Annotated in this window: 22 protein-coding genes and 2 pseudogenes; 15 read left to right on the forward strand and 9 right to left on the reverse strand. The window is 46.9% G+C overall.

Annotation, left to right across the window (positions count from 1 at the left end; genetic code table 11):
• The first annotated feature begins 336 nt into the window (after window positions 1–336).
• From VRK_RS05500 to VRK_RS05565, 14 genes and pseudogenes are all read left to right on the forward strand, one after another.
• Complete coding sequence (locus tag VRK_RS05500) at window positions 337–5229, forward strand: alpha-2-macroglobulin family protein (RefSeq protein ID WP_059120444.1); 4893 nt, start codon at window positions 337–339, stop codon at window positions 5227–5229.
• On the forward strand, window positions 5229–7520 hold the full coding sequence (pbpC, locus tag VRK_RS05505; protein ID WP_059120445.1) for a penicillin-binding protein 1C: 2292 nt from the start codon (window positions 5229–5231) through the stop codon (window positions 7518–7520). The genes VRK_RS05500 and pbpC overlap by 1 nt, the downstream gene beginning before the upstream one ends.
• Window positions 7521–7713: 193 nt before the next feature.
• Window positions 7714–8184 (forward strand): hypothetical protein, encoded by a 471-nt coding sequence (locus VRK_RS05510; protein WP_059120446.1) that lies wholly within the window; start codon window positions 7714–7716, stop codon window positions 8182–8184.
• A gap of 125 nt (window positions 8185–8309) precedes the next feature.
• Window positions 8310–10145, forward strand: a complete 1836-nt coding sequence (gene secD / locus VRK_RS05515; protein WP_059120447.1) for a protein translocase subunit SecD — start codon at window positions 8310–8312, stop codon at window positions 10143–10145.
• A 1-nt stretch (window position 10146) separates the two neighbouring features.
• Entirely contained in the window at window positions 10147–11046 is a 900-nt protein-coding gene (secF, locus tag VRK_RS05520; protein ID WP_059120448.1) for a protein translocase subunit SecF, read from the forward strand.
• Between the two features lie 199 nt (window positions 11047–11245).
• The gene (locus tag VRK_RS05525; protein ID WP_059120449.1) at window positions 11246–11467 is read left to right on the forward strand and encodes a VF530 family protein; all 222 of its coding nucleotides are present in this window, start codon (window positions 11246–11248) and stop codon (window positions 11465–11467) included.
• Window positions 11468–11496: 29 nt separating this feature from the next.
• Window positions 11497–12123 (forward strand): LysE family translocator, encoded by a 627-nt coding sequence (locus VRK_RS05530; protein WP_059120450.1) that lies wholly within the window; start codon window positions 11497–11499, stop codon window positions 12121–12123.
• Between the two features lie 57 nt (window positions 12124–12180).
• Complete coding sequence (locus VRK_RS05535) at window positions 12181–12660, forward strand: GNAT family N-acetyltransferase (protein WP_059120451.1); 480 nt, start codon at window positions 12181–12183, stop codon at window positions 12658–12660.
• A gap of 159 nt (window positions 12661–12819) precedes the next feature.
• Window positions 12820–13518 (forward strand): NADPH-dependent F420 reductase, encoded by a 699-nt coding sequence (locus VRK_RS05540; RefSeq protein ID WP_059120452.1) that lies wholly within the window; start codon window positions 12820–12822, stop codon window positions 13516–13518.
• Between the two features lie 18 nt (window positions 13519–13536).
• Window positions 13537–14283: a metallophosphoesterase family protein gene (locus VRK_RS05545; protein WP_157371857.1), complete on the forward strand. Its 747-nt coding sequence runs from the start codon at window positions 13537–13539 to the stop codon at window positions 14281–14283.
• Window positions 14284–14392: 109 nt separating this feature from the next.
• The gene (locus tag VRK_RS05550; RefSeq protein ID WP_059120453.1) at window positions 14393–15001 is read left to right on the forward strand and encodes a hypothetical protein; all 609 of its coding nucleotides are present in this window, start codon (window positions 14393–14395) and stop codon (window positions 14999–15001) included.
• Window positions 15002–15049: 48 nt separating this feature from the next.
• Window positions 15050–15241 (forward strand): annotated as a pseudogene (locus VRK_RS05555) (type B chloramphenicol O-acetyltransferase); the annotation flags it as partial.
• A gap of 229 nt (window positions 15242–15470) precedes the next feature.
• Complete coding sequence (locus tag VRK_RS05560; protein ID WP_059120454.1) at window positions 15471–15773, forward strand: putative quinol monooxygenase; 303 nt, start codon at window positions 15471–15473, stop codon at window positions 15771–15773.
• 100 nt (window positions 15774–15873) lie between these two features.
• Window positions 15874–16485: a glutathione S-transferase family protein gene (locus VRK_RS05565; RefSeq protein WP_059120455.1), complete on the forward strand. Its 612-nt coding sequence runs from the start codon at window positions 15874–15876 to the stop codon at window positions 16483–16485.
• 154 nt (window positions 16486–16639) lie between these two features.
• Here the strand turns inward: VRK_RS05565 and VRK_RS05570 are convergent, their stop codons facing one another.
• Window positions 16640–18583 carry a HAMP domain-containing methyl-accepting chemotaxis protein gene (locus VRK_RS05570; protein ID WP_059120456.1) on the reverse strand — a complete coding sequence of 648 codons (1944 nt, stop codon included), beginning with the start codon at window positions 18581–18583 and terminating at the stop codon, window positions 16640–16642.
• A 264-nt stretch (window positions 18584–18847) separates the two neighbouring features.
• The gene (locus tag VRK_RS05575) at window positions 18848–19171 is read right to left on the reverse strand and encodes a DUF1820 family protein (protein WP_059120457.1); all 324 of its coding nucleotides are present in this window, start codon (window positions 19169–19171) and stop codon (window positions 18848–18850) included.
• A 388-nt stretch (window positions 19172–19559) separates the two neighbouring features.
• Between VRK_RS05575 and VRK_RS05580 the strand changes: the two genes are divergently transcribed.
• Entirely contained in the window at window positions 19560–20351 is a 792-nt protein-coding gene (locus VRK_RS05580) for a transporter substrate-binding domain-containing protein (RefSeq protein WP_059122670.1), read from the forward strand.
• A gap of 125 nt (window positions 20352–20476) precedes the next feature.
• Here VRK_RS05580 and VRK_RS21665 read toward each other — a convergent pair whose 3' ends face one another.
• From VRK_RS21665 to nagB, 7 genes and pseudogenes are all read right to left on the reverse strand, one after another.
• Window positions 20477–21016, reverse strand: a complete 540-nt coding sequence (locus VRK_RS21665; RefSeq protein ID WP_443083470.1) for a methylated-DNA--[protein]-cysteine S-methyltransferase — start codon at window positions 21014–21016, stop codon at window positions 20477–20479.
• Window positions 21008–21586: pseudogene (locus tag VRK_RS21670) on the reverse strand (bifunctional transcriptional activator/DNA repair enzyme AdaA); the annotation flags it as partial. The gene VRK_RS21665 and the pseudogene VRK_RS21670, both read right to left, overlap by 9 nt.
• 74 nt (window positions 21587–21660) lie before the next feature.
• A complete protein-coding gene (locus VRK_RS05590; protein ID WP_059120459.1) occupies window positions 21661–22251 on the reverse strand; it encodes an alpha-ketoglutarate-dependent dioxygenase AlkB family protein in 591 nt (196 codons plus the stop codon).
• Window positions 22226–22846, reverse strand: coding sequence for a PGAP1-like alpha/beta domain-containing protein (locus tag VRK_RS05595; protein WP_059122671.1), 621 nt, complete (start codon window positions 22844–22846; stop codon window positions 22226–22228). Before VRK_RS05595 ends, VRK_RS05590 begins: the two co-directional genes overlap by 26 nt.
• Before the next feature lie 150 nt (window positions 22847–22996).
• The gene (locus VRK_RS05600) at window positions 22997–24208 is read right to left on the reverse strand and encodes an ROK family protein (RefSeq protein ID WP_059120460.1); all 1212 of its coding nucleotides are present in this window, start codon (window positions 24206–24208) and stop codon (window positions 22997–22999) included.
• The gene (nagA, locus tag VRK_RS05605; RefSeq protein ID WP_059120461.1) at window positions 24209–25360 is read right to left on the reverse strand and encodes an N-acetylglucosamine-6-phosphate deacetylase; all 1152 of its coding nucleotides are present in this window, start codon (window positions 25358–25360) and stop codon (window positions 24209–24211) included. It abuts the gene before it with no gap.
• On the reverse strand, window positions 25361–26173 hold the full coding sequence (gene nagB / locus VRK_RS05610) for a glucosamine-6-phosphate deaminase (RefSeq protein ID WP_059120462.1): 813 nt from the start codon (window positions 26171–26173) through the stop codon (window positions 25361–25363).
• Window positions 26174–26385: the final 212 nt, after the last annotated feature.

The following is a 26385-nucleotide window of genomic DNA, read 5'->3' on the forward strand; positions in this document are numbered from 1 at the left end:
ATATGACGCACAATTGCGTTCCTCGATTTCAGAGGTATTGGCGTCCTATGCGCCAGTAACGCTTGCCAAGATGCAAGACTCACCAGAAATCTTTTTTGTTTGGCTGGAGTGCTCGTTGTCCGGAACCGACTTTTACGGCCGTCCCGCACGGAAAACCGAATCATTCTTCCGTGAATGATATTCTTTCCAACATTTGTACGCTCCTGTCGTGATCTTTATTCAGAGATTGGATTTTACCTATAAAAGCATGAAACCAGATGCTTTTGCATAGCAATTGATAAACATTGGCCGCTCTTATACTATCGCAACTTAACCTGCGTAAAAGGAATACTTACCGTGTTGTCTTTTTTATCAAGATTTCATTTCATCTGGATGAGTTTATTGCTGCTTTCCAGTACTCTTCAAGCCGCTGATTTTTATGTCTCTGATATCAGTGAAACCACTCAAGATGACGCACCGGCTTTAGTGATTCGTTTTACCAGTCCGGTTAATACTGAAACTGACCTTCGCCAATTTGTGGTTGTGACGCCCAGTCCTACGACAGGCAATATATGGATCCCGCAAAATAATGGCCGCCAATGGGTGCTTCCCTTTGTTGAGCCGAGCACCGAGTACACCATCAACGTCGATAAAAGGCTTCAATCGGTTGGTGGGATAACCATCTCTGAGAAAGATAGTGAAGGTAACGTTCATCAATTTGAACGCACAGTCAAAACTCGTGAAATCGTCCCCGGTGCAAATTTTGCCGACAAAGGGACCTTTTTGGTCGGCAATATTCAAAATGGTATCCCTGTTACCGTGATTAATCAGAAATCGGTGGACTTAGATGTATTTCGTGTCCGGGATGATGCTTTAGACCGCTTTACTGACGAAACGTCCTTTCAGGGCATGAATAATTACTACAGGCTTCAGAACTTAAAAGAGTACGCCGAGTTAGTCCACACTGCACGCTACGAAAATGATGCAAAAACCAATCAGCGGAAGACCTACAATTTCAATTTAGACCCTGTCTTAGAAAAGAACGCTCCGGGCATTTATGTCGCGGTCATACGCAAAGTAGGAGACTATGACTATGCCTATGACACAGCAGTTTTTACCATCACTGACATTGGTCTACATGTCAGAAAGTACAAAGATTCTTTGATTGTTTACAGTCATTCCATTGCCACCGCCAAGCCAATGGCCAATGTCAATTTGCGTTTTTTGTGGCCCAAGACCAATAAACAAGCTGCACACGAACAAACCGGTAAAACCGCTCTTGACGGCAGCTATCAGTTGGCGACCAACGATCTACCCAAAGTGGTTGTTGCTCGTCAGGGCGACAGTATTTCCTTTCTCAAATTGGATGAAGGTGAGTTGGATCTGTCTGCTTATCCGAATGTGCCAAGTCTGCATCGCCATTATCAGATGTTTATGTACGGGCCTCGTGACCTGTATCGTCCCGGTGAAGCTGTCTCGATTAATTTACTACTACGCGACTTTGACGGTCAAAAAGTCGCTGGTTTACCACTCACCGCCAAGCTTTATGATGCCCGTGGTGAACGTAAGAAGCAGTTCACTTGGCAACCGGAAAGCACCAATCTATATCAAACTGGTTTTCAGTTAGACGACAATGCCTCCACAGGAAAGTGGCGTCTTGAAGTCAGCATGAATGATGACTATGTGAATACTTACTGGTTTCAGGTTGAAGACTTTTTGCCGGAAACACTGACCCTGTCATTTTACGATGGGGTGCCGAACCAAACTCGCTATGCGCCGACTGGCGGCGAGTTTGATGTGCCGATACAAGCGGATTATCTCTATGGCGCACCTGCGGCAGGTAATCATGCTGATGCGGTGATTACGGTATCGCCTTCAACTTCACCATTTCCATCTCTCAAGAATTATTACTTCGGTAATGCCAAAGAAAAAATCAACGGTCGAACAGTGAAAACTGCGGCAATCAAGTTGAATCAAGAGGGCAAGGGAGAGATCGCGGTGCCTGCAAATTGGTCCCGGATTTCCGTACCATTACAATACATTGTCAGTGCCAGTGTTTATGAAAGTGGTGGCCGTCCGGTAACCCGCAATCAGCAGGTCATACAATTGCCGGGCTACGACAAACTGGTTGGGATTCAACCGCAGTTTCAAGGCCGGCCTGCATCCGATGACACTGTGCAATTTAAGCTATTGAGCGTTAACCAACAAGGAAAGTCCGTTACTGACCAACTCAGTGTACGCATGTCCCGTAAGTATCGAGAGTATTTCTGGGAGTATAACGAATCCCGTGGCTGGTACTGGAATTATAAAAGCCACATCTATACTGTTGGCAGTGAAAAGGTTGACGTCAAGGGTGATCCCATCACGGTCGATTTCCCGGTGCAATGGGGGACTTATATTTTAGAAGTCACCTCTACAACGGGGGCTAAGACCACCTTTGAGTTCGAGACAGAGTGGAGTTGGGGTAACCAAAACAGCAGCAATTTAAAACCTGATATGCTGCAAATGGCATTAGATAAAGATCGTTATGAACCCGGTGAGATAGCTAAATTGCGTTTGACCAGCCCTATCGCAGGTGATGGGATTATCAACGTTGAATCGACCAATGGGGTGCAATACAGCCTGCATCAACATATCCAGAAAGGCGAAAACGAAGTCAGTATTGATATTCAAAAATCTTGGAACCGACACGATTTGTATGTCACGGCAATGGTATTAACCCCGGCCGACCAAGTCACGGAAGTTGCGCCCAAACGTGCATTGGGAATCACTCATTTAGCGATTATACGCCCGGATGCCATTGCGAACGTTGAACTGACTACAAAGGATAAAACGCAGCCCGACAAAGTGGTCAATGCCCATATCAAAGTGACTAATTTAGCGAAATTGGGTGAGCAAAAACTGTATGCCACAGTCGCGCTGGTGGATCAAGGGGTGTTGAATATTACGCGTTATCAACCGCCTCGACCGGAGCTGTACTTCTATGCACCGCGTCGGTTCGAATCTGCGTACTACGATATCTATGGCAAGATCATCAATAATTTAGGCTATGACATGATCCGCCAGAAGTTCGGTGGTGATGGGTTTGATGAATCGGATGAAGCACTCAGCCGGGGCGGTAAAAAGCCTAAGTCGGATGTACAAATTGTATCGTTCTTCAGTGAACCGGTTGCCCTGACGAACGGTGAAGCCGATGTGAGTTTTGAATTGCCAAGTTTCAATGGCAAATTGGAATGGATGGTCGTGGTCTATGGCGACCACAGTTACGGGAGCGCAGATAAAGAGATGATCGTCGCTGACAAGGTGGTCTCACAAATCGCCATGCCGCGCTTCCTTGCCATGGGGGATAAAAGCCAAGTGAGTCTTGATCTGCATAACCTCTCCGATACCGATCAAACACTGCAGGTCAATGTGGCAGTTTCAGGGGCGCTCACAAGCGAAGGTTTACAGCAGACGCTGGCACTTGCCGATAAAGAAAAGACCGTCCTCACGATACCTATCACCGGTGCGGACATTGAAGGCCAAGGCGTCATCAAACTCAATGCCAGCAATGGGGATGACATCAATATCACACGGACATGGCGACTGGGTGTCCGCAGCCCTTATCCTTGGGTGACCAATCAATCACGCGCAACACTGAAGCCCGGTGAGCAATGGCAACCTGATTTTGACCTCAGTGAGTTGCGAGACAGCAGTGTTCAAGCCATGCTGACGATTTCTAATCGCCCGGCGATCAATTTCAGAAGTCAGTTCGAAAACTTATTGCAGTACCCTTACGGTTGTTTAGAACAAACCACCAGCTCGACCTATCCTTGGCTATTACTCAATGAAGATATGGTCACAAAGCTTGGCTTAAAGGAGAGTATTGAACAACAGTTTCAGCAGCCATTTAGTGAGGCATTTCGTCTGGAACAGATCCGGAAAGGGATTGAGAAACTGAAGGCGAAACAGCTCAGTCATGGTGGCTTCGGCTATTGGGATTCCAGTAGTTGGGAGTCGCGGTGGGGAACGGTTTATGCCACGGAGTTTTTAATCGATGCCCGTAAACAAGGCCTTGTCATCGATGACGATATGTTAAAGCGTGCGATCCAACGCCTGACCTTCTTTGTCAACAATGCCCCTCAAAGCGAGATGTGGAGCGAAAGCCCGGATTATTATCAGTTCTCTTATCGCGCTTACGCGGCCTTTGTCTTAGCCAAAGCCAATGCGATTAGCTTAGGCTTCGTGCGCCGACTCTATCATCAGGCAATGACAAATAACGACGGTGGAGATCTTTCCAAACCCATTAAGCTCAATCAATCGGGGCTTGCCTGGATGCACTTAGCGGGAGCATTACATCAATTAAATGACACAAGCAGAGCCCAAAAATCCCTTGAACTGGCGCTCAAGATTGACCGCAAACGGGATGCGTATTACCGGGATTATGGTTCTGTTGTGCGCGATCAGGCATTAAGTCTTGCTGTCGCTTTAGAGCTCGGGCTGGATGACGGTACGCTGGCAGATAAAATGGTCGATAGTATGCAAGACAAGCGTTGGTTCAGTACGCAAGAGCGGATTGCGCTATTAAAAGTCGCCTACCAATATGCTCAAAAAGAGAGTCAGTGGCATGCCACCATCCAGTCATCATCGAACGAACAGTCCGTTGTTAGAAAGCAGGCATTCAATTCGGTGTTTGATGCCGACCGTTTGCGCCAGCTCAAAGGGATTACCGCACACGACCAAAAGTTGTATGTCAGCCTGCAATATCAAGGGGCTCCGAAAGGTTTACCGCAACCATCCAGCGACGGTCTCCGCATTAACCGGCAGTATTACGACCTTAAAGGTCAACCCACCACACCCGCGACACTCACCAGCGGCGATCTGGTCATTGTCGAATTAAGTGTGATGACGACTGATAAAGATATCCGGATCCCGGATGCTTTAGTGGTTGACCTTTTGCCAGCCGGTTTGGCGCTGGAAAACCAAAACCTGAGCAATGCCAGTGTCGATCTTGATAGCATTATGATTGATGAGCAACCGCTCGGGCGCTACTTCCGTGAGAATCAAGTGCAGTATCAAGAGTATCGCGATGATCGTTTTGTGGCGGCTGTCAGTCTGAACAATCACGCAGTGAAGAAGCTCTACTATCTGGCGCGCGCGGTCACACCGGGGATTTATCAAGTTGCACCGCCATTTGCAGAAGACATGTATCGTCCGAATTACCGTGCTGTCGGCACCTCAATCGGGACGATGGAGATACAGCCTCGTTAATGACTATCTTGAGTAAATATTGCCGGTTATGGGTTTATTTGCCCATCGCCGGCATACTGCTGTTTTTGGCTTTCTTATGTTACGACCGGATCGTGCCGGTCGATTTAGAATCCCGCTCTCTTAGCCAGACCGTTCTCGCTGAGGATGGTTCTATTTTACGTCACTTTGCTGATGAAAACGGTGTCTGGCGATTTCCTGTGACCTTAGACGATGTTTCTCCGAACTACCTTACCGCGCTGATCACCTACGAAGATCAATATTTTTACGACCATCCGGGTGTGAATGTTATTGCGCTCATCCGGGCTGCTTGGCAATGGGGCAGCACCGGGCAAATCGTATCCGGTGGCTCAACCTTAACTATGCAAGTGGCTCGTATCCGTTACCCTGAGCCCAGAACGGTGTGGGGGAAGTTCAAAGAAATCATTCGGGCGCTGCAATTAGAGTGGCATTTCAGTAAAAGGGACATCCTCACTTATTATCTCAACCATGCGCCTTTTGGCGGCACTTATGAAGGCGTGCAGGCGGCTTCTTTAGGCTATTTTGGTCATTCGGTGAAGCAGTTGACGGACGCTCAAGCCGCGTTATTGGCGATTTTGCCACAAGCCCCCAGTTACTACCGCCCGGATCGGCATCCGGTTCGTGCCCGCCAAGCACGGGACAAATTGATGCGTCGTTTGGTCACCCAACACGCATGGTCATCAGAACGGTTGAACGATGCGTTTATCGAAGACATTACTATCGTGCCGAAAGAGAACTACCAATCTGCGCCCTTACTTGCGCGTAGATTAGTCACCGACAGCCAAGCCCCTCAGATTCACACGTTTATTCATCCCCAATGGCAGAGTCAGACCAGCGAGCTGCTCAGAAATTATGTCCATGGGATCGGACAGAACGTTTCCGCCGCGGCTTTGGTGGTCGAAAATAAGACCGGCAAGGTCAAAGTCTACGCCGGATCCGCTGACTTTAACGACAACAGCCGCTTTGCTTATGTGGATATGGTATCAGCCATTCGTTCACCGGGCTCAACCCTTAAACCATTTATCTACGGCATGGCCTTAGATGAAGGGATGATACACAGTGAAAGTTTATTAATGGATGTGCCCCTTAAGTTTGGTGACTACCAGCCCGACAATTTCAACAGCGGATTCAGTGGCCCGGTGTCGGTCGCTCATGCCTTGCAGAAAAGCCTGAATATTCCGGCGGTTCAAGTGTTGGAGCGGCTCAAGCCAGTTTATTTTTTCTTAAAGATGAAAAAAGCAGGCATCGAATTAAAACTACCGACCGGGGCAAAACCGAATTTAGCCATTGCGCTCGGTGGGGTCGGCTCTGATTTAGAAGATTTAGTCTATGCGTACACCAGCCTGGGCAATCAAGGACAAGCGCAGCACCTTCGCTTTAGTCCGGCAGACCCACAGATACAACAACCGCTTTTAAGTGCAGGCGCAGCGTGGGTGATCCGAAAAATCTTGTTGGAGAATCCCAACTCAGTGGTCGGTTTAGCGGTGAAAACTGGCACCAGCTATGGGTTTCGCGATGCCTGGGCCATTGGTGTCAGTCAGCATTACACCATCGGCGTCTGGGTTGGCAGACCGGACGGCGTGCCCATGCCCGGCCATTATGGGCAAGTGACTGCGGTGCCGTTAATCAACAATATTTATCAGCGCCTTAATGACCAGCGCCCCGATCCGGCGGCTCCCGACAGTGTTTCTCAAGTCGATATATGCTGGCCACAGGGTGACCGTGTGAAGACAGACTGTGAGGCGCACCATCGTGCTTATATCATCGATGGTACCATTCCGAAGACTTGGTACAACATTGCTGAGCAGCAACAACTGTTTAATCAGTCTGAATTTCATTTTTGGCAAGCCAATGACTCCAAGTTACGCGTTAATATCAGCTGTCAAATCAAGGCACAACGGCACAAGGTCACGGTCTGGCCCGCACCGCTGGATGCGTGGCTGAAACCTGAACAACGCCGGGCAGCTCGCATCCCAAACTGGGATCCGCGATGCAAAACGACAGGCAATATTATTCGTCAGTCTGCCGTGCATATCCATGGGCTTGCCAATCAGGATGCATTTCAGTTTCCGCAACAACAGATTCAAGATATCACCGTTTCTGCTGAGGGCGGAGAAGCGCCTTTTTACTGGCTGTTAAACGGGGTGTTATTGTCGAGTCAGCACAGAAAGATCACCTTAGATGATTTAAAAACAGGTCATTATCAACTCACGTTAATCGACCAAGCGGGCTCAAGAGATCAAGTGTCGTTTTCGGTGCGGCGCTATGAGTAAGTTTTTCCAGCCACCGGCATCGTTGGGGCTTTAATTTATGGCGAACCGATCGAGTATGCTCTGTTTGTCGGGGGCCTCATCATGCTACTCGGTCATCTATTGGTCGTGATGAATTTAAAACAAGCCATCGCGCCCCGAACCCAGATAAAGCCCGGGCATTGAAATTTAAGTCTTTGCCCCAATATGATTAGGCATGAAAACGAGCCTACTCTCTCTGTTCCGCAAGCTGACGATACTGTTATTTGTTGGCTTGTTAGTCTCTGTCTATTCTGGCGTTGTAGAAAATACAACCTGGAAGGCTTTTGCTCAGACAAATATTGAGAGTGACTCGCACCCCCAGACATTTGCCCATCTCAAAATTCAAGCTGCTGTTCAAGCCACGCCTACCAATCAGGTTCAGCACGATAGATTACTGGATGATGGTTTATGGTATGCACCGGCGACCAACCAGCGCAGCATCAGCAGGTCGGGATTTTCTGCCGAAAATGATCATCCCGAATACTTGCTTGCGAGCGAAATCCAACTGCCAAAAATTCCTGAACTCTGTCATGGGTTTGCCATTGCCTTACCTCGCCATCCATGGACCTTATTCAATCGTGGTCGGGGTCGCCTCAACGGCTGGAAAGAATCAAATTTACAATACCGGTTTATCCATCACATCTGATGTTTTTGTCTCAACACCGTTAAGTACACAACGAACAACCGGGTATGACCCGTTGCACCTTGTCGGTGTGACAGGGCTGCCTATCGTGCGGCTATGCCGTCAGCTCAACGAGACAAAGAGCAAATATGTTAATCAATTCTATTTTTAAGACGTCCGCTAAGCGACGTCCGTCAGCATTGCGCAATCGCAATGCTGTATGGAAATACTTAGTTTTAATCACCACCCTTATCATCATGGGCCTGAGCGCGATTCCGACCTGGTATGGTGAAGATGCGGCCATTCAAATACCAACATCTGCGACGTTAGCGCTTGACCCTCAAGGGATTCATCGTGTGTTGCTGCAACATGATGTATCGGTCAAAAAAATCAATTCGAATCCGCAATTTACCCAAGTGGTTTTAGCTGAGCCGACGATGCAGGCAAAGGCCAAAGAGATACTCGCCGGATACGCTGCCCATCCTGAAAAACTGACACTGGCTTTGAGTCCGTCCGCACCGGATTGGCTGCTCAAACTTGGATTTTCACCCATCAAGCTCGGATTGGATTTACGGGGCGGGGTTCAATTCTTATTAGATGTTGATACAACGCCGGTGTACCGCCTTCAGGCAGAAGCGCTTACGAACGCGGTCCGAGATTTTGCCCAGACGCAAGGAATTCGAGGGTTACACCTGAGGAACACCAACGACGGACAGCTACAACTCATTTTACCGCACGAAGCGAGAGCGGCAGTGAGCAATTATCTCGCCAGCCATTTTCCTCAATGGCAAGTCATGCGTGACGGGAAAATGTTAAAGCTTCAGCTCGACCCCAAGGAGAAAACCGATCTGCGAGTGAGGACGGTGCAGCAAAATTTACAAATCATGCGGACTCGTATTGAAGCGTTAGGCGTGACCGAAGCCTTGGTTCAGCGCGAGGGGGAACATCGCATTCGGATTGAACTGCCGGGGGTGCAGGATCCGGCCGTTGCCAAAGATGTGATTGGCTCAACGGCAACGTTGGCGTTTTATGAAGCGTTGCCGATGGCTGATGGCAAGACGCAGTTCATCAAGAACGCTCAAGGTGAGACCGTGATTGTTGGCAAAAAACCAGTGTTGACCGGGACACATATTCTCGATGCGAGAGCAAGTGCCGGAGAATTGGGACAAGCCGAAGTGAATATCACCTTAGATAGTGAAGGTGGGAAACAGATGATGACGTTTTCCGGCACACATATCGGGAAGCCGATGGCAACGGTATTTAGTGAATATAGCCGCCAACCTGACGGGACGTTGACTCAGAAAAACAAAGTTATCAGCGTCGCAACTATTCAGTCTGCACTGTCGGAGCGATTCAGGATCACCGGGGTCGGGACGCACCAACAAGCGCAGCAGTTGGCGTTACTGCTCCGTGCCGGTTCAATGACGGCACCCGTCACTATTGTGGCAGAGCGGACCATCGGGCCAAGCTTAGGCGCCGAAAATATTGAAAATGGCTTTGCAGCACTGGGATTAGGATTGGCGAGTACCTTGCTGTTTATGGCGCTGTGGTATCGCCGTTTAGGCTGGATAGCCAATATTGCATTGCTCGCTAATATGGTGTTGTTATTCGGGTTGATTGCATTGATACCGGGCGCGGTTTTAACCCTGCCGGGGATTGCCGGATTAGTGCTGACGGTCGGGATGGCCGTGGATACCAATGTGCTGATTTTTGAGCGTATCCGCGACAAACTCAAAGAAGGGCGAAGTTTCGCGAATGCGATTGATTGCGGCTTTAATAGCGCAGTTTCCACCATCTTTGATGCCAACATCACCACGATGATTACCGCTGTGGTGCTTTATGCCATCGGCAATGGTCCGATTAAAGGGTTCGCATTGACGTTGGGGCTGGGTCTGCTAACCAGCATGTTTACCGGCATTTTTGCCTCTCGCGTCCTGATTAATCTGGTTTATGGACGTAATCTATCTCATGATGTGAGGGTTTAATATGACATTCAAATTCACACGTCACTGGCGTTATATCTTCAGTGCGATTTCTGTTTTGCTGATGGTGTTATCCATTGGTGTCATTGCCTTCAAAGGGTTGAACTGGGGACAAGATTTCACCGGTGGTGTCGTCAGTGAAATACGGCTGGATAAGCAAATTGACGAGTCGGCTCTGCGCAATACGCTCACACAAAATTATGGGCGTGATGTGTCGCTGATTGCGACAGGCGAGCTGAATCGCTGGATTTTACGTTATCCTGTCACAGAACAACTCCATATCGCCGCGCTCTCCGCCCAACTCGGTACGCCGATAGAGACATTGAATACCAGCATTGTCGGGCCACAGGTCGGCCAAGAATTAGCAGAACAAGGTGGTCTTGCAGTGCTCATCGCGGTGCTGTGTATTCTGGGATATTTGTCATTTCGCTTTGAATGGCGCTTAGCCAGTGGTGCCTTGTTTGCTTTGGTTCACGATGTCGTTTTTGTGATTGCTTTTTTTGCTCTGACTCAAATGGAGTTCAATCTGACGGTGCTTGCCGCAGTGCTGGCAATACTCGGCTACTCATTGAACGATTCAATTATTATTGCAGACCGGATCCGTGAGTTGTTAATCAGAAAGCCTGATGTGCCATTGCCAGAGATTAACAATATGGCGGTCATGGCGACATTTTCCCGGACCATGGTGACGTCTGGCACAACGTTGATGACGGTGGCCGCGCTCTGGATCATGGGGGGAGAACCCCTACAAGGATTCTCAATCGCGATGTTTATTGGCATCCTGACAGGCACGTTCTCCTCGATTGCCGTGGGGACATCATTGCCCGAATGGTTGGGGCTCACCAGTCAGCATTATCGGCCGCAGCCAGTTGTGTCGGATAATAAAACGGAACTGCCATACTAGAGATGCGCAGCAGGGCAGCAATTGACGGCTGCCCTAAACCGACTGTTCAGCGAACCGGTTTGATCGGCATTGTGTGGATATACTCGATATTTTTTCACTGCAAATGAGAAAAAACATACAATTGGAATGAAAAACAGTAAATTAACAGCAGATCAATCAACTCGGTGCTTCAATCAATGCACCTCAGGAACCATTCAACATGAGCCAAGAACAACCCAAGAACCCGCTGCACGGTTTGACTTTAGAAAAAATTCTGGTGCGTTTACAAGAACATTATGGCTGGGAAGGGTTAGATGCAGCCATTCAAATCAACTGTTTCTACAACAACCCATCCATTAAGTCGTCATTGAAGTTTCTGCGCAGAACGCCATGGGCAAGAGAGAAGGTCGAAGCTCTGTATATTGAAACTTTCTGCAAATAAGTAAATATCTGATAAGGAGTATTCAATTCATGGAATTTCACACGATTTTACTGTTCGCAATCGCATGTTTATCAATCAATTTAATTCCGGGACCAGACGTGATTTATATCGTGTCTAACACGATGAAAAGCAAAATGGTCGGGGGTGTGAAAGCTGCGCTAGGGTTAGGTGTCGGTTATTTCGTTCACACCTTGGCTGCGGTACTCGGTTTATCTGCCATTATCATGAGTTCTGCGTTGGCCTTCAGCATCGTTAAATGGCTGGGGGCAATCTATCTGCTGTATTTGGGATTCAGTTCTCTCAAGTCGATGTGGCAGGGCGGTTCAAAGTTAACTACAGCAGCGCATGCTCAGTCACAAGGGAGTGTCTTTCAACAAGGGATCATTGTCAGTGTCCTGAATCCGAAAGTGGCGCTGTTCTTCCTGTCTTTTCTGCCGCAGTTTATTGATACCTCAGCAAGCTCAGTCAATATGCAATTATTTATCTTGGGATTGTGTTTTAGCGGATTGGCGACCCTGTGTAATATGATTTATGCGTTTGTCGGAAGTTGGTTATTAAAAAGTGCCAAAGCCAATCGTTATTCACGAATTATCGAAGGTTTCTCCGGGATTTTGTTGATCGGCTTGGCCGGAAAAATCGTTTTCAGTAAACAGTAGGGTGCTTATCATACAGAGCAGACATTCAGTCTTAAGTCACTGTATCAGGGAAAAATAATGAGCATTAAGATTAGACAAGCAATGATGAGCGATGCCAAGGCCATCAGTGAGTTGATCGTCCCTTTGACCAGAAAGTATGTTTGCCCCACTTTCGAGGTCTCGACTCATGAGTTCTTGCTGGGGTCTATGGCGCAGGAAAAGATTGAAACTTATTTATCGGCCAATTATTTCTATGTGGTTGCCGTTAACTGCAATGACGACGTGGTTGGTGTTGCCGGTATCCGGGATTATTCACATCTCTATCACCTCTTTGTCGATGATAATTATCAAGGTCAGGGGCTTTCACGTCAGCTATGGGACGTGGTGAAGCAAGCATCTCTCAACCACGGTAATCACGGTTATTTTACGGTGAACTCTGCGGTGAACGCAGAACATGTCTATTTGCGTTTTGGTTTCAAGCGTATCGATGGGGTCAGAAACAGGAATGGGATGGTCGATATCCCGATGGCACTAGAACTGGTTGATGAACCCGTATAGAGTGATATACCGGAACAGTATTCAGTCACAACCTTTCTTTATGGCGAGAGTGGCGAGTATCAGACTTAACATCATGCATTGACGCATAAAACAAGTCAGTGGTTCCCTCGGAGCCACAGTTGTGAACGTTATTTTATTTGGAGTGGGGAATTGAGTGTCATGAAAATCGGCATTGTCGGTACAGGAAATATGGGAAAGGTTATCGGTCTAACGCTTGCACGACAAGGGCATTCGGTATTTTTTGGTGCGAGAGATCTTCGCAAAGTCGCTGGATTTGCTGCGGATTATGGGGTGAATGTTCAATGCGGCTCGAACCAAGCAGCGGCAGATTATGGTGACGTGATTTATTACAATCCGAGAGATGTTGCGCCAAATGAAGTGTTAACCGACATCAATGCACTTTCAGGAAAACCCGTGATCTGTTCACACAATGGTACCGTTCCGCAAGACTTTCAATTTGACGCGATTACTTGTTCAAAGGCTGAAATTTTACAGCGTCAGATTCCATCTGCACATGTTGTGACTGCGTTCAATACGATTACTCAAGAAACATTTGAACTTGCGGAGCAGGGACTGGATGCGCTGAATGTCTGCTGTTTTGTGGCATCGGATACGCCTGAAGCAAAAAACAGGGTGTCACAGTTAATCGGGCAGATAGGATTTACCCCGGTAGATTGTGGTGATTTAAGGCAGTCACGCTTAATAGAAAGTGCTGCAGATTTGATTCGAATGCTGATGTATAAAGCACAAACACCGTGGAAGGCATTTTCATTGATTGATCTCCCGGAAGTACAACAAGTATTCAGTGGCCGGATTCAGTCGGCTTTACATGACCATAAACTGGATCATCAGTCGTAATCAATATAAGAGAATCACGTGATAAAATTTGCCGTATTATCTGATATTCATAGCAATGTCTTTGCCCTTGATGCCGTGGTCAATCATGCCAAATCGCAAGGGGCGACCCGGTTTATCAATCTTGGAGATATCTTGTATGGACCGATTGCACCGAGAGAAACTTATGAATATTTGTCAGTGCTGGATGCTGTAACAATCTCGGGTAATCAGGATCGACAGATCTATCAAGCCACCCCGGAAGAAATCGAATCGAATCCCACTATGGCGTTCATCCTCGATGAGTTGGGACAAGGCCCGTTAGACTGGATGAAGCAGTTACCGTTTGATTTACAGATCACTGATGATATCTATGCGTGTCACGGGACGCCAACCAACGATCTGGTGTATTTATTAGAAAATGTTGAGTCAGGGAAACCCGAGGTGCGGGCGGATCAGGAAATTATAGAATTACTGGCGGGTATTTCCTCGCCAATCATTCTCTGTGGCCACACTCATATCCCAAGATGTGTTGAACTATCGACCGGTCAAATCGTCATTAATCCCGGCAGCGTCGGATTGCAAGCGTATCGTGACGAAGAACCGATGATTCATACCATGCAAAACTATTCGTCTCATGCATCGTATGTCACGTTGTCCCAACATGTTGGCGGTGAATGGAATATTGCGTTTCATCGGGTCGGTTACGATGTATTGCCAGCCATTGATGCGGCTCACAAGCAGGGTCGCACCGATTGGGTCAAATTTTTACGCACCGGACGATGCTGATGACCAAAAGAGGCAATTGAGCTCATATTGTGATGATCTCTCGGGTACCATAGTATCGTATTCATCATTGGAATCGGTTCTGCTGTAAAGGAAATATGGGGTAAGCAAAATGAATGGAAGTGTAAAGATTATTCAGCGGATACTGTTCAATCGGGATGCGGTTTTATCAATGATCGTACCGGCATTGATTTATGGTCTGACTTATCGATATTTTGGATTGATTGATGCGGTTCTCGTTTCTGGTTTCTATGCGATATTGGTGAGTTTCTGGCTGAAATCAACCAAATATATTGCATTTTTATTTGCGGTGTTCGGGCTGATTGAAATCGCGATTGTCTGGTTGATCCCCAGCCAATGGCTGTTGAATACGCTGTTTGTGAAGTCATTGGTGGGTGCGTTACAAACCGCGTTGATATTCCTCATCTTTGCGCTGATCAATAAACCGATTCCCAAGTTGTTTGCCGAGGTTGCATCTCCCAGCCTGAAACAGTGGGATTTTAGTCAAACCAAAGCCTATGCCAGTATTTGGCAGCGACTCTCTTATATATGGGTCATCGCATATCTTGCTAAAGCATTGTTGTTGTTCGCGTTATATCCGATGAATGCCGATAGTCTCGTCACATTTAATCTGGTGTCCGGCTGGCCGATGCAGATCGGTTTAATTGTGTTTTCTGTGCCTTATGTTCGCCGCCAATTCGGCAAGTATGCCCCTGCGTAACAGTTGGGCAGAGTCGAGGCACTATTTTCTGGTTGAATCGAGTCTTCAATGAAAAATTATTTTGAAAGTCCCTTTAAGGGCAAACCGCTCACAGAGCAGGTGACCAATCCCAATATCAAGGTGGGGCGTTATAGTTACTATTCAGGCTATTATCACGGGCATTCATTCGATGATTGTGCCCGTTATCTGTTGCCTGATCGCGATGATGTTGATCAGTTGATTATTGGCAGTTTTTGTTCTCATCCGATATTACAAATCTTTACCATCACTGGCAAAGTTCAAACCTCTAACCTACGGTTATTGTCGCGTCTTGATGTCTGAGCTTGTGGCGCGGTCTTTTGTCAATTGACAATATTTTTAATATAAAAAGAAGTCGTTATACAAGCTCGGTTGTGACTTCCTCGCGCATTGAGGGTTTACCATTCATCAACGGATACACTGATTTGTGTAAAAACACAGGAGAAATACAATGATTGTTGCGATTGTAAAAGCGAAGATAAAACCCGGTATGCATGAGAAATTGCGAGAAATCGCGAATATACTGCAGTATCAATATTCAGTAGATGAGTCGGGATGTGAGCAGTATGAGTCTTACATTGATGGCGACGTATTTTTAACCATTGAGCGTTGGACGGATCAATCTTACCTCAATAAACATCTTGAAACAGAACATGTGAAAACGTATGTGCCTCAGCTCAGAGAATGTGTTGAGGGTGGTGAATTTTCAGTTCAGTTCATTGAAACAAAAGAATTCAATATTGTGACGATTTAATGCCAATGAACTGAAAGGCAATCAAGGCCGAACCAAGCAAAAGCAGCGCTCACTGAAGCTTTGGCTGTTGTTGTCGGCTTTTTCAGGAGGGAATAAGAATATGGATGTTTTGCTGTATAGCGCGAAGGGCTCCAATAGCTCAGAAAGAGTACAGTGGGCGCTTAACTTTAAGCGTATCCCTTACCAAGTGATTGAGGTCAGCTCGCAAGAGTTGACCTCAACTTATCTTGCAATTAATCCGTTTGGCTATGTTCCGTCACTCGCGGTAGATGGTTTCGTGTTTTCTGAGTCAATGGCGATTGCAGAGTATCTCGAAGAACGATTTACTCACCTCCCTTTACTTGGTGAAAATCTTAATGAAAAGACCCATATCCGTCGTGTCTGTGAATATGTTAATGGCAGTATTCATTCACCGCAAAACAGAACAGTGCTTAAATTTTTGCGCCCGGAACTTGATGAGGCTTCGAAACGTCAACTTCGTGGCGAGTGGATTATGCATTGTCTCGCGAAGCTAAGTTCATCTATCTGTCACGAGTCTGGGTATGCAATTGGTCATGGATTTAGTCTTGCGGATATATTTGTTGCGTCAATATATAAAAAAGCGCTGCAACATGGTTGTCGTGGCAATGCATTCTACAATGAACATCTGATGTTTATTCGCAACAATGAAAAGGTTGCGGCTTCAGAACCACCGGCATACAAACCCAATTGACGGTCATCCTATTCGATGTCGCGTATTACTGACTTACGGTTGTGAAGTGATGATGCGTACAGTGATGGGGCCGTACGTTTGATATTAAAGAGGGGAGGCCATGGATGGCTTCCCCTCTTGCTGTTGAGATGTATCTGTTGAGGCGCGTTCGGGATTAAATTTTAAAGCGTGCAACTAAGTGATTCAATTGCTCTGCCAGTCGGGCGATTTCACCACTGGATTGGCGGGCTTCATTGGATGCAACGGCATTTTCCTCAGCGATTTGACGCACATTGACGATATTTTCGTTAATGCTTTCCGCTACGGTGCTTTGTTGCTCAGAAGCACTGGCAATTTGCATATTCATGTCATTGATGACACCGATGGCATGAATGATCGCTTGCAAAGTCTCATTGGTCTCATCGGCCTGTTCGACACATGCCGCTGCTTGTTTTTTCCCTTGATTCATCGCATCGACGGTACTTTGCGTGCCTTGTTGAAGTTGCTCAATGATATTCTGAATCTCTTGAGTGGAATCCTGTGTTCTGGATGCCAGTGAGCGAACTTCATCAGCCACAACGGCAAATCCGCGGCCTTGCTCTCCGGCCCGGGCAGCTTCGATTGCAGCGTTCAGGGCGAGCAGGTTGGTCTGTTCAGCAATTCCCCGAATCACATCCAGAATTGTACTGATGTTGTGAACTTCTTGTTCTACCTCGCTGAGTTTTTCCGAAGATTGTGTGACGCTGTCTGAGAGTGAATGGATGGCAGTGATGGTTCGTGCCACAACATTCGCTCCGGATTCAGCTTCCTGATTGGCTTTATCGGCCGCACCGGCTGCCTGAGATGCACTGTTCGCAACGTCATGAACGGTCACTGTCATCTCATTCATCGCGGTTGCAACCATTTCTGTTTCTGATTCTTGGCGGATAATACTTTGACTGCTTTGCTCGGTGACAGCTGCCAGTTCAGTGGAGGCTGATGCAAGCTCGGTACTGGCTCCGGAAATCGTGGTTATCATCTGTTTCAGATTCATCGCTGTGTTTTGCACTGCTGCAAGCAGCAACCCGGTTTCATCTTTACTGGTTTTTCCGACATCAACCGTTAGATCGCCTTCTGCCAGTCGATTGGCAGCACTGACGGCTTTATGAACCGGTTTGGTAATCGCAATAGTCAGCACATAGGAGGCAGCGATCCCCAATAAAATTGCCAGCACAGATAACAACATGGTGATTTCAATACTTCTGTTAGTACTGTCTTTTAACTGCGGTCCGAGTGTGTCCTGCTCTTGCATCACCAACTGTGTAACTTTCTCGACATCTGCAGCAATCTGAGGACCTAGTTTATCCAATGTCTCAATAATCGTATTGGCTTGTGAAATCTGGCTGTGGATGTCACGCATATCTCTGAGATAATCCTGATGTGCGTTCAGGAAAGTGGTTAACAGGTTTTGCTGCGGTGTTCCTTGTAGATCTTGCTTCAGCGCCTGTATTTCATCCTGTAGTTCTTGATCCATATTGGTAATCGCGGTGGTGAAATCTTCATCACGACTGCTCTGCAGATATTTAACCACGAACAGACGTCCGACAAGCATACCGCGCTGCGCCTGACCGGCATGGTAGGTGAGTTTTGTATTACCTTCTTGATAGGCTGAGTTGATAATTTGAGCAATAGCCTTGCGCATATCTTCGCCATAGATACCTAATTGTGTTTCAAGAGCATTGCGTTGTCTGACTACTTCAACAGCTTGCTTAAAGGCGTTATTGTAGGTGTCAATTGAACGACCCACTTGATCAATCAGGTCTTTCCTTTCCGGTGACTGAACAGATTGTTTCGCCTCATCTAAGAAATCCTGCATTTTGGCAAGATAGTTTTGATAGGTTGTGATGTCTTCAGTTTCTCTGGTGATCAGAAAATCTTTCACATTCATGCGAACCATCAGCATGTTCGTTTGTAATCGACTTGAAATATTTGTCTCTCGGGCCAAATCTCTATACTTGTCGATCCCGTCACTGACTGACTGTAATGCAAAGATGCTCGCCCCTAAAACAATCGATAATAAAATTAGTACGACAGCAAACCCCGCGCCAATTTTTAGACCAAGTCTTAAATCCCTAAACATATTTTCACCTATTCATCTGTTTTGATAATTCTTTTTGACGTTATTTTTGGCAATAAATACGTGCCAGAGAAGCGACAAAATACACAACACATGATATCAGACCAATATACAAATTATAGACTATTGATAACTCGTCAGAGTAGTTAAACGAACCGGATTGAAAATATCTGGGAGATAATGCCGATAGTTTGATTTAGCAACGGGTAAATTGGATGCCGCAATCCCAATATATGACATGGTCGTGTTGCTGCATCCAATTGATATTTATTTTTTCGGGGTATAAATGGGGCCGGGAAAGTGGGTCACTTTATCTGCCAAATCAACGATTTTGGCGGTACCTTGCCGGACAACCTGATCAATTCTTAAAACGCTATGCATGGGGAGGTAAGTTCGTTCTACGCCCACAAACTCATCTTTTAGTTTTTCATGACTCGGATCGACCACGATAGAGGTATGGGTATCCCAGACAAAATCACCAATTTCAATAAAACCAAATAGGTTACTGGTGATCAGCTCCCGGACAAAAATTTCGTACTGTTTTCCTGCTTGCAAAAATGTGACTTTAAATAATGGGTTGTGTTGATTCATATAAATTGAAATGAGTCGGCTAAATATGTTTGATTATACCGATTCTCAATTGAAGTTGACAATTCTGCCGATTGATTTGAAACGGGGAAATGACCCAAAGTAAACATTTATCTAAGTGAAAAATGCTATTTGAACCGATTCATATAATGTCATTGGGTATTTCTTCATAGATTGATACGGAGGGGCGATATTTGAGCATAAGATATAATGAGAATGGATTGAAATTGTGACGTTTTTCCCTGATGATGCTGTGCTCATCATATCCATGACCTGATTTCGGGAATGACCTGATGATATGATGTTGATCATTTACTTAAAAATAATATTACTTAAAGCACAACAAGTTACGGAATTATTCATCATGACAATTCATCTAGTGAAAAAAGGAATGCGTCGGTTGTTGACCGGTTTGGTCATCGGCACTGCTGCCTTCTCTGCGACGACATTTGCGACAGCATCCACCATTGAGGGCATTTTAAAGTCAGGTGAGCTTAAATTTTGTTTTGAAGCCGGATATGTGCCGTTTGAGATGACCAGTAAAGATGGTCGCTTCATTGGTTTTGATATCGATATTGCGAAACATATGGCGCATTCGATCGATGTGAAATTTGTGCCGGTCAATACAGCATGGGATGGTATTATTCCGGCATTACAGACCGGAAAGTGTGATTTCATCGGGGGAATGACGGTGACACCGAAACGCAATCTGAAGGTGTCGTTTGCCGATGCTTATATGCAGATTGGTCAGACGGTTTTACTGTCACCGAAACTGGCCGGAAAGATTCATAGTTATCGTGATTTGAATGATGCCAAGTATACGGTGACGACTCAAATGGGGACGACAGGTGCAGAAGCAGCGAAGAAATATCTGTCCAAAGCAAAAGTGGATCTCTACGATACTTCTGCTGATGCGGTGTTACAGGTTGCCAATGGCCGAGCCGATGCTTTTGTTTACGATTTGCCCTATAACGCGATGTACGCTGCGCAGCATTCACAGCAGGTGGTTCATCTTGATGAAGCATTCACTTTCGAACCTCTCGGCTGGGCTGTACGTCAGGGCGATGCGGAATTTGTCAACTTCCTGAATAATTATTTAAAACAGATTCGTGGTGATGGCACTTATGATCGGATTTACACCAAATGGTTTAAATCCGATAAATGGATAAAAAGCGTTCAGTAATCCGGAGCTGTCAACGGAGCCCTATCAAAAAAACACCGACTGCTTCGGTGTTTTTTTATGGGCGGATATTTTGAGACCGGCCCCAGTTGCAGGTGTAACCCTTCCTGTAACTGGGGTATATCCAATCAACAGTTAGATTTTTCATGTTCCAGTAGCCAGCGTTTACGTTCCAGCCCCCCGGCATAACCGACCAGCTTGCCATTTTTGCCGATGACGCGATGACACGGGATAATGATTGCGATGCGGTTATGGCCGTTGGCGGAAGCAACTGCCCGGACTGCGGTGGGGTTATTGATGGCTTCCGCTTGTTGCTGGTAAGATGCTGTCGAGCCATATTCGATTTGCTGTAAAGCTTGCCATACCTCTTTTTGGAAGGGGGTTCCCGGTGAGTGAATGCTCACGTCAAATTGCTTGCGTGTCCCTGCGAAATACTCGGCAATCTCTTGTTTGGCTTGGCGAATATGGTCATTTTCTCCATTGATAATGGTTGCTTTCAGCAAACGTTGTAAATCCCGGAATTCCGTTTCCAGCATACGTCGTTCGACAAACTCCAGCAAACAGATGCCTTCATCGGTTGCACAGACGAACATTGGTCCCAGTGGTGTGGTAAACCGATTGATTAGGATGACTTGACTATCGCTACTTTGGTTTGGTGATTTTCCCATAACTTTCTTAAACGTATATCCGAATCCACTCAGGGATTCATATCCCATGTCGTAGGCTGTGTCCATGAGTTTCTTTCCTTCTTTGAGTTCGACCAGCGCGTTGTTGATACGATACATCCGCTGGAAAGTATGAAAAGTGATGCCATAGTTTTTCTTAAACCAGCGGCGGACCATCTCCGGCTGTATCTGGTGCTGTCTCAACTGACTGTCCGATATTTTTTCTTTCGGGTGCTGACGGACCAGCTCGATAGCCAGTGCAACAGATGAGGGAGCTTCACTGGCATTTTCAGTCGGTTTACAAATCTTACAGGGGCGAAAGCCTGCATCAAGCGCTGCTTTGAATGTCGGATAAAAATCAACATTTTCTTTCTTCGGCTTGCGGGCCCGGCAGGTGGCGATACAGAAGATTGATGTCGTTTTGACCCCGGCATAGAAAGTCCCGACATAGCTGGGATCTTTATCTATCAGTGCCTGATAGTAACGGTTGATCTGCTGCGGGTTGGTAATTGGTTGTCTGTGTGTTTGCATCAGGCGCGATCTTCTGTGGTCTTTGATGAAGAAACCATACATGGAAAAAAAGTAGTGTGACAACCAATAAATGGACAACTATTTTTTCGTCCGGGCTCGGTCAGTGTCGGAACCGATTACTCTGATAAGATCTGACGAAATGTCAGACTGATCCGTTGCTCGGTGACCTTGTTACTTTTGTTGATGCCGTGTCGCCAGTAATGCTGAATCGGACCTTCCATAATCAGCAATGAACCATCTGTAGGAGTGATAGTGAAGCGGTCTACACCGTTACGGTGTCTGAACTGCAAGGGTCTGGCCGTACCGAAGGTAAGCATCGCGACGACCGGGTTTGAGCCTAATTCGGGTTCATTGTCGGCGTGCATCCCCATATTGTGTTGCCCGTGTTGATACCAGTTGCCCAATACCGAGTTAAACGGGCACCCTGACACGTCTTCGACAATTGTCTTGAGTTGTTTCAATAGCGGTGGCCATGGCGTGGGTTCCAGACGAACTTTTGAATAAGTGTATGCTTTGTCACCGTACCAACATTGTAGTCTGGGGGTGTGATAATGGCGCCCAAACAAGTAGACATCACCCTGATACCAGTTCAGTGAGTTTTGCAAGGTGTGTGTCAGTGCATTCGTCTCGCTGAGCAGCGGACTCACATAGCGTAATCTGCCATCCGACAGTTCGATGATTTCAGGATTCTGGTTGGAAACGATCATAGCGGATGAATCCATCGATTTGTGAGGCAAGTGTTTGTGCATACAGCATCGTGGTATGCGCATAGCGAATTTCAAGATGATCGGTCATCCCGGGGATTTTGGTCTCTTCAACGGTGACTGTGCCGTCCGATGCGGAGTCATTACCCAATAGCATCGGGCGAAGCCCAAAAGCAACGGTGCCGGCGATGCTGCCGAGTTTTTGGGGAAAGCGCCATTCATCTTCGTGCTGCTGTAATCCATAATTGGGTGAATTACCGAGGATCATGCCGAATCCCATTGCCTGAATTTTGCTAATAATCGACGCTCCCTGAAGTGGTGAACCAATCGTCACCACATGAGAAATTTGAGTCGTGGGCGGCTTGCGGGAGGCGAGATAGTTTTTGATCATCAGCCCACCGAGACTGTGACCGACCAGAATATTGGTGTGGGTTTGATCGAGTGCCGCATCAATTGCACTGAATAGTTTCTCATCATCGATGGCGACGGTATTGTAGCTGAGAACTTCCGTAGTATAACCGAGCTGGTTTAATCGCTGACGCAGTGGTTGTAGCGCGATGCCATGCATATACAAACCGTGGAGGAGAATGATTTTCATAGACTCTTTCATGTCAGATTTCCTAAAGACTGAACTGCATCGTATGGAGAAACTGGATCATGTGCAATATCGCTGATCATGATGTGATGAACAGATCCAGTGATTCTAAATTGGATCAGTTTTGTTACATTCAATCGTGAGTATAAGGTGTTACTCGTCTGTCATGATCTGTTGAAGCAGGTTACTTTCGTGCAGTGCCCGCTTAATTAATGCATACCCCCCGATGGTGTCCTGTTGTTGAAAACGGGCTTGTTCAAGGCGTAAATCTCCGGCAAAACTGGGGAGCGTTTGACGCTGAATTTGTTCCAGTAGCAAAGGAAACAAAACTGGGGCCGTCTGAATCATTTCTCCGGCAAACAGAATTTTTTCCGGATTGAATACATTGACCAACATCCCCAATACACGACCGAGATATTGGGCGGCCTGCTGGATGATATGCATTGCGACGGCATCTCGCTGAAGCGCGGCATGACAAAGCTGTTTTATGGTGAGATTGTCCGGAGATAGGCTGCTGGGGTGGCCTCTTTGCAAGAGAATCTCCGTTTGCTTCAGCAAGGCTTGGTTCGACACCACCGTCTCAAGACAACCAAAGCTACCGCAGTGGCAGCGTTGTCCGAATGGATCAATCTGAATATGTCCGATCTCGCCAATCGGACGGTGTTTACCCAAAAGCAACTGTCCATCCGTAATAATCCCGGCACCGACCCCGTGATGAATACTGATCAGGATGAAGTCATCACACTGTTTGGCTTCGCCCAGATAGTATTCAGAGAGTGCTCTGGCCCGAATGTCATTGCCGATATAGATAGGCAGTCCCAGCTCTTCAAGTGCTGAAGATAACTTGAGGCCGGCAATTTTATGATTGGGAGAGTAATGGATCATCCCTGAGGTTGGATCGACCAAACCAGCCATGGTAATCGCAATCGCAATCAATTTATGTGTCGCATACTGAGTGCGGATTTGACAGATTTCATCGCGGAGTGTGTCAACAATGCCTTGTGTATCGTGCGACTCAATCGGTGTTTGTTGGACATGATGGATCTGTCCGGATAAATCCATCAGGCTGGCTTGAATCATATCTCGCCCTAACCGACAGGAGACAAAGTAGAAATCCCGTTGGTTGGTGGTCAGCGAGATTGCCGGTCGTCCTCCGGTTGATGCTTGTTGCTCAACCTCGGTAATGAGGTTATGGGCCAGTAGCTGACGCGTAATATTGGTGACACTGGCAGGAGCCAGCGCACTCTGTTGAGCAATTCTGACGCGGGAAATCGGTCCTTTCTGGTCGATCAACTGATAGACCAGTGCCGCATTGACCTGTTTGAGTTGCTCATGATTTGTCACTTGTCTGCTACGTTTGACCATTTAATGCATGTCCTTTGTCCACTCGCCATTGACCAGCGTGTTAATCACCTGATAAGCCGGATCGAGAATGGTCAGATTGGCAATCATACCGGGACGGATCGCTCCGAGCAGGTGATCCATCTTGATGGCCCGGGCTGGGTAGAGTGTCGCCATCCGGAAGGCTTCTTCCTGTGAAATTTCAGCTTGCTCAACCAGCAGACGAATACCTTCATTCATGGTGAGTGCTGAGCCGCCCAGCGTACCATCCTGATCGACACACTTGCCGTCACGGATAAACACGGGGGTGCCACAGAAATCAAACTCAGTCATCCCTGCCGGAGGCGTCGCAGCTGCGGTTGCATCCGTCACCAGACAAAGCCGCTCACCCATGACTTTCTTCGCGGTCCGGACGTTCGCCCAATGGACATGATAACCATCAGCGATAATACCGGCATGAACATCATTGCGGTCAAATACCGCACCGACGACACCGGGAGAACGACCATTCTCCATCGAGGTCATTGCATTATACAGATGCGTTGCAAAGCTCGCGCCCTGTTCAAAGGCTTGGTTGGCTTGCTCATAGGTTGCTGCCGTATGACCGACGCTGACAATGATACCGGCTTTGTGCAGTTGTCTCAGATGCTCATTATGGTTCATCTCTGGTGCGAGTGTGACTTTTTTCAGCCACGATGCCTGTTCAGTCAACCAGTTGATCATGTCATTGTCTGGCTGGCGTAACTGCTCGAGCGGATGAATACCTTTGCGCACCGGATTGGTATAAGGGCCTTCAAGGTGCATCCCCAATACCTGATGTTGATGTTGGGTCATGTACAGGCGTGTTGTCTCTACCGCTTGTCGAATCACGTTGTCACTGTCACTGATCAATGTCGGCAGAAAGCTGGTTGTACCGGTTTGCAGGTTGGTGAGATGCATGTGTTCCAGCGTTGCCAAGGTCGGAGCGCTATTGAACATCACGCCACCGCAGCCGTTCAGCTGTAAGTCGATAAAGCCGGGAGACAAAATGTGGCCATGCAAATCGAACCGAGGGATATCTTCAGACAGTTCTGACATCGGGACTAAAGCGTGAATTTTTCCTTTGCTGATGACAACCGCAGTATCCAGTAATCTTTCATCGCCTGTCAGAATCTCACCGTGACATAGTGCGAACATTTACTCTGTTCCTCCAAATTTATCAATTTCAGTTGCTTCAAGTTGCTGAAAATAGCGTAATGTTTTGACTTTCAGTTCCATAGCTGCAGGTTCATCGCAGATCAAAATACTCCGGGGATGCATCTGCAAAGCAGAGATGGTCCACAAATGATTGACTGCGCCTTCAACACCAGCCTGTACTGCCAATGCTTTGTTCGGACCCGTGGCAAGAATTAAAACTTCTTTGGCATCCAGTAATGTGCCGACACCGACGGTGAGCGCCATTTTCGGCACCTGATTGACATCGTTGTCAAAGAAACGGGCGTTATCAATCATCGTTTCTTGGGTCAGAGTCTTGATACGGGTTCTCGATGCTAAAGACGAGGCTGGTTCATTAAAGGCGATATGGCCGTCACTGCCGACACCGCCAAAGAAGAGATGAATACCACCGAACTGCTTAATCGTTGCTTCGTAGGTCTGACATTCTGCCTCTAAATCAGGCGCCATGCCATTTAAAATGTGAATATTTTTCTTTTGGATATCAACATGGTTAAAAAAGTTTTCAAACATAAAGTGATGATAACTTTGAGGATGTTCCGGTGGAAGCCCGACATACTCGTCCATATTGAATGTGACCACATGTTCGAAACTGACTTCACCAGCCTGATAGAGCCGGATCAGTGCCTGATATGTCGTAAGTGGCGTACTGCCGGTGGGTAAGCCTAATACAAAAGGACGCTCGGTCGTTGGCTGAAAAGCTTTGATTTTTTCAACGATGTAGTGTGCGGTCCAGTTGCCGACTTGTTGCTTATTTTGTAAAGGTAATAAACGCATTTTCTCTCTCCATGCATCATACTGACACTCTGATTCGTCGTGGTGATTGCGTGTTCACAAGCTCATCACATCGGCCTTGATCATACACTGTCTCGGGAAATCACTACCGGAGGAGCTCAGAGTAAGGTGGACTTAATTTATATATTGAATAAACTTTCGGTTAAGTGCAAATAAAATGTCGTATTGCTTTACAAAATTATCATTTATGTGAC

This window comes from Vibrio sp. MEBiC08052 (assembly GCF_001506075.1).
In the GTDB taxonomy this organism is placed as follows: domain Bacteria; phylum Pseudomonadota; class Gammaproteobacteria; order Enterobacterales; family Vibrionaceae; genus Vibrio.

Bases quoted from the DNA above. Each gene is read 5' to 3' on its own strand.
- VRK_RS05575 (WP_059120457.1), bottom strand. From the start codon at position 19,171: ATGAATCAACACAACCCATTATTTAAAGTCACATTTTTGCAAGCAGGA.
- VRK_RS05600 (WP_059120460.1), bottom strand. From the start codon at position 24,208: ATGGTCAAACGTAGCAGACAAGTGACAAATCATGAGCAACTCAAACAG.
- nagB (WP_059120462.1), bottom strand. From the start codon at position 26,173: ATGCGTTTATTACCTTTACAAAATAAGCAACAAGTCGGCAACTGGACC.
- secD (WP_059120447.1), top strand. From the start codon at position 8,310: ATGTTAATCAATTCTATTTTTAAGACGTCCGCTAAGCGACGTCCGTCA.
- VRK_RS05510 (WP_059120446.1), top strand. From the start codon at position 7,714: ATGAAAACGAGCCTACTCTCTCTGTTCCGCAAGCTGACGATACTGTTA.
- VRK_RS05570 (WP_059120456.1), bottom strand. From the start codon at position 18,583: ATGTTTAGGGATTTAAGACTTGGTCTAAAAATTGGCGCGGGGTTTGCT.
- VRK_RS05540 (WP_059120452.1), top strand. From the start codon at position 12,820: ATGAAAATCGGCATTGTCGGTACAGGAAATATGGGAAAGGTTATCGGT.
- VRK_RS05550 (WP_059120453.1), top strand. From the start codon at position 14,393: ATGAATGGAAGTGTAAAGATTATTCAGCGGATACTGTTCAATCGGGAT.
- VRK_RS05525 (WP_059120449.1), top strand. From the start codon at position 11,246: ATGAGCCAAGAACAACCCAAGAACCCGCTGCACGGTTTGACTTTAGAA.
- VRK_RS05590 (WP_059120459.1), bottom strand. From the start codon at position 22,251: ATGATCGTTTCCAACCAGAATCCTGAAATCATCGAACTGTCGGATGGC.
- VRK_RS05535 (WP_059120451.1), top strand. From the start codon at position 12,181: ATGAGCATTAAGATTAGACAAGCAATGATGAGCGATGCCAAGGCCATC.
- VRK_RS05595 (WP_059122671.1), bottom strand. From the start codon at position 22,846: ATGAAAATCATTCTCCTCCACGGTTTGTATATGCATGGCATCGCGCTA.
- VRK_RS05580 (WP_059122670.1), top strand. From the start codon at position 19,560: ATGCGTCGGTTGTTGACCGGTTTGGTCATCGGCACTGCTGCCTTCTCT.
- VRK_RS05560 (WP_059120454.1), top strand. From the start codon at position 15,471: ATGATTGTTGCGATTGTAAAAGCGAAGATAAAACCCGGTATGCATGAG.
- secF (WP_059120448.1), top strand. From the start codon at position 10,147: ATGACATTCAAATTCACACGTCACTGGCGTTATATCTTCAGTGCGATT.
- pbpC (WP_059120445.1), top strand. From the start codon at position 5,229: ATGACTATCTTGAGTAAATATTGCCGGTTATGGGTTTATTTGCCCATC.
- nagA (WP_059120461.1), bottom strand. From the start codon at position 25,360: ATGTTCGCACTATGTCACGGTGAGATTCTGACAGGCGATGAAAGATTA.
- VRK_RS05530 (WP_059120450.1), top strand. From the start codon at position 11,497: ATGGAATTTCACACGATTTTACTGTTCGCAATCGCATGTTTATCAATC.
- VRK_RS05565 (WP_059120455.1), top strand. From the start codon at position 15,874: ATGGATGTTTTGCTGTATAGCGCGAAGGGCTCCAATAGCTCAGAAAGA.
- VRK_RS21665 (WP_443083470.1), bottom strand. From the start codon at position 21,016: ATGGGAAAATCACCAAACCAAAGTAGCGATAGTCAAGTCATCCTAATC.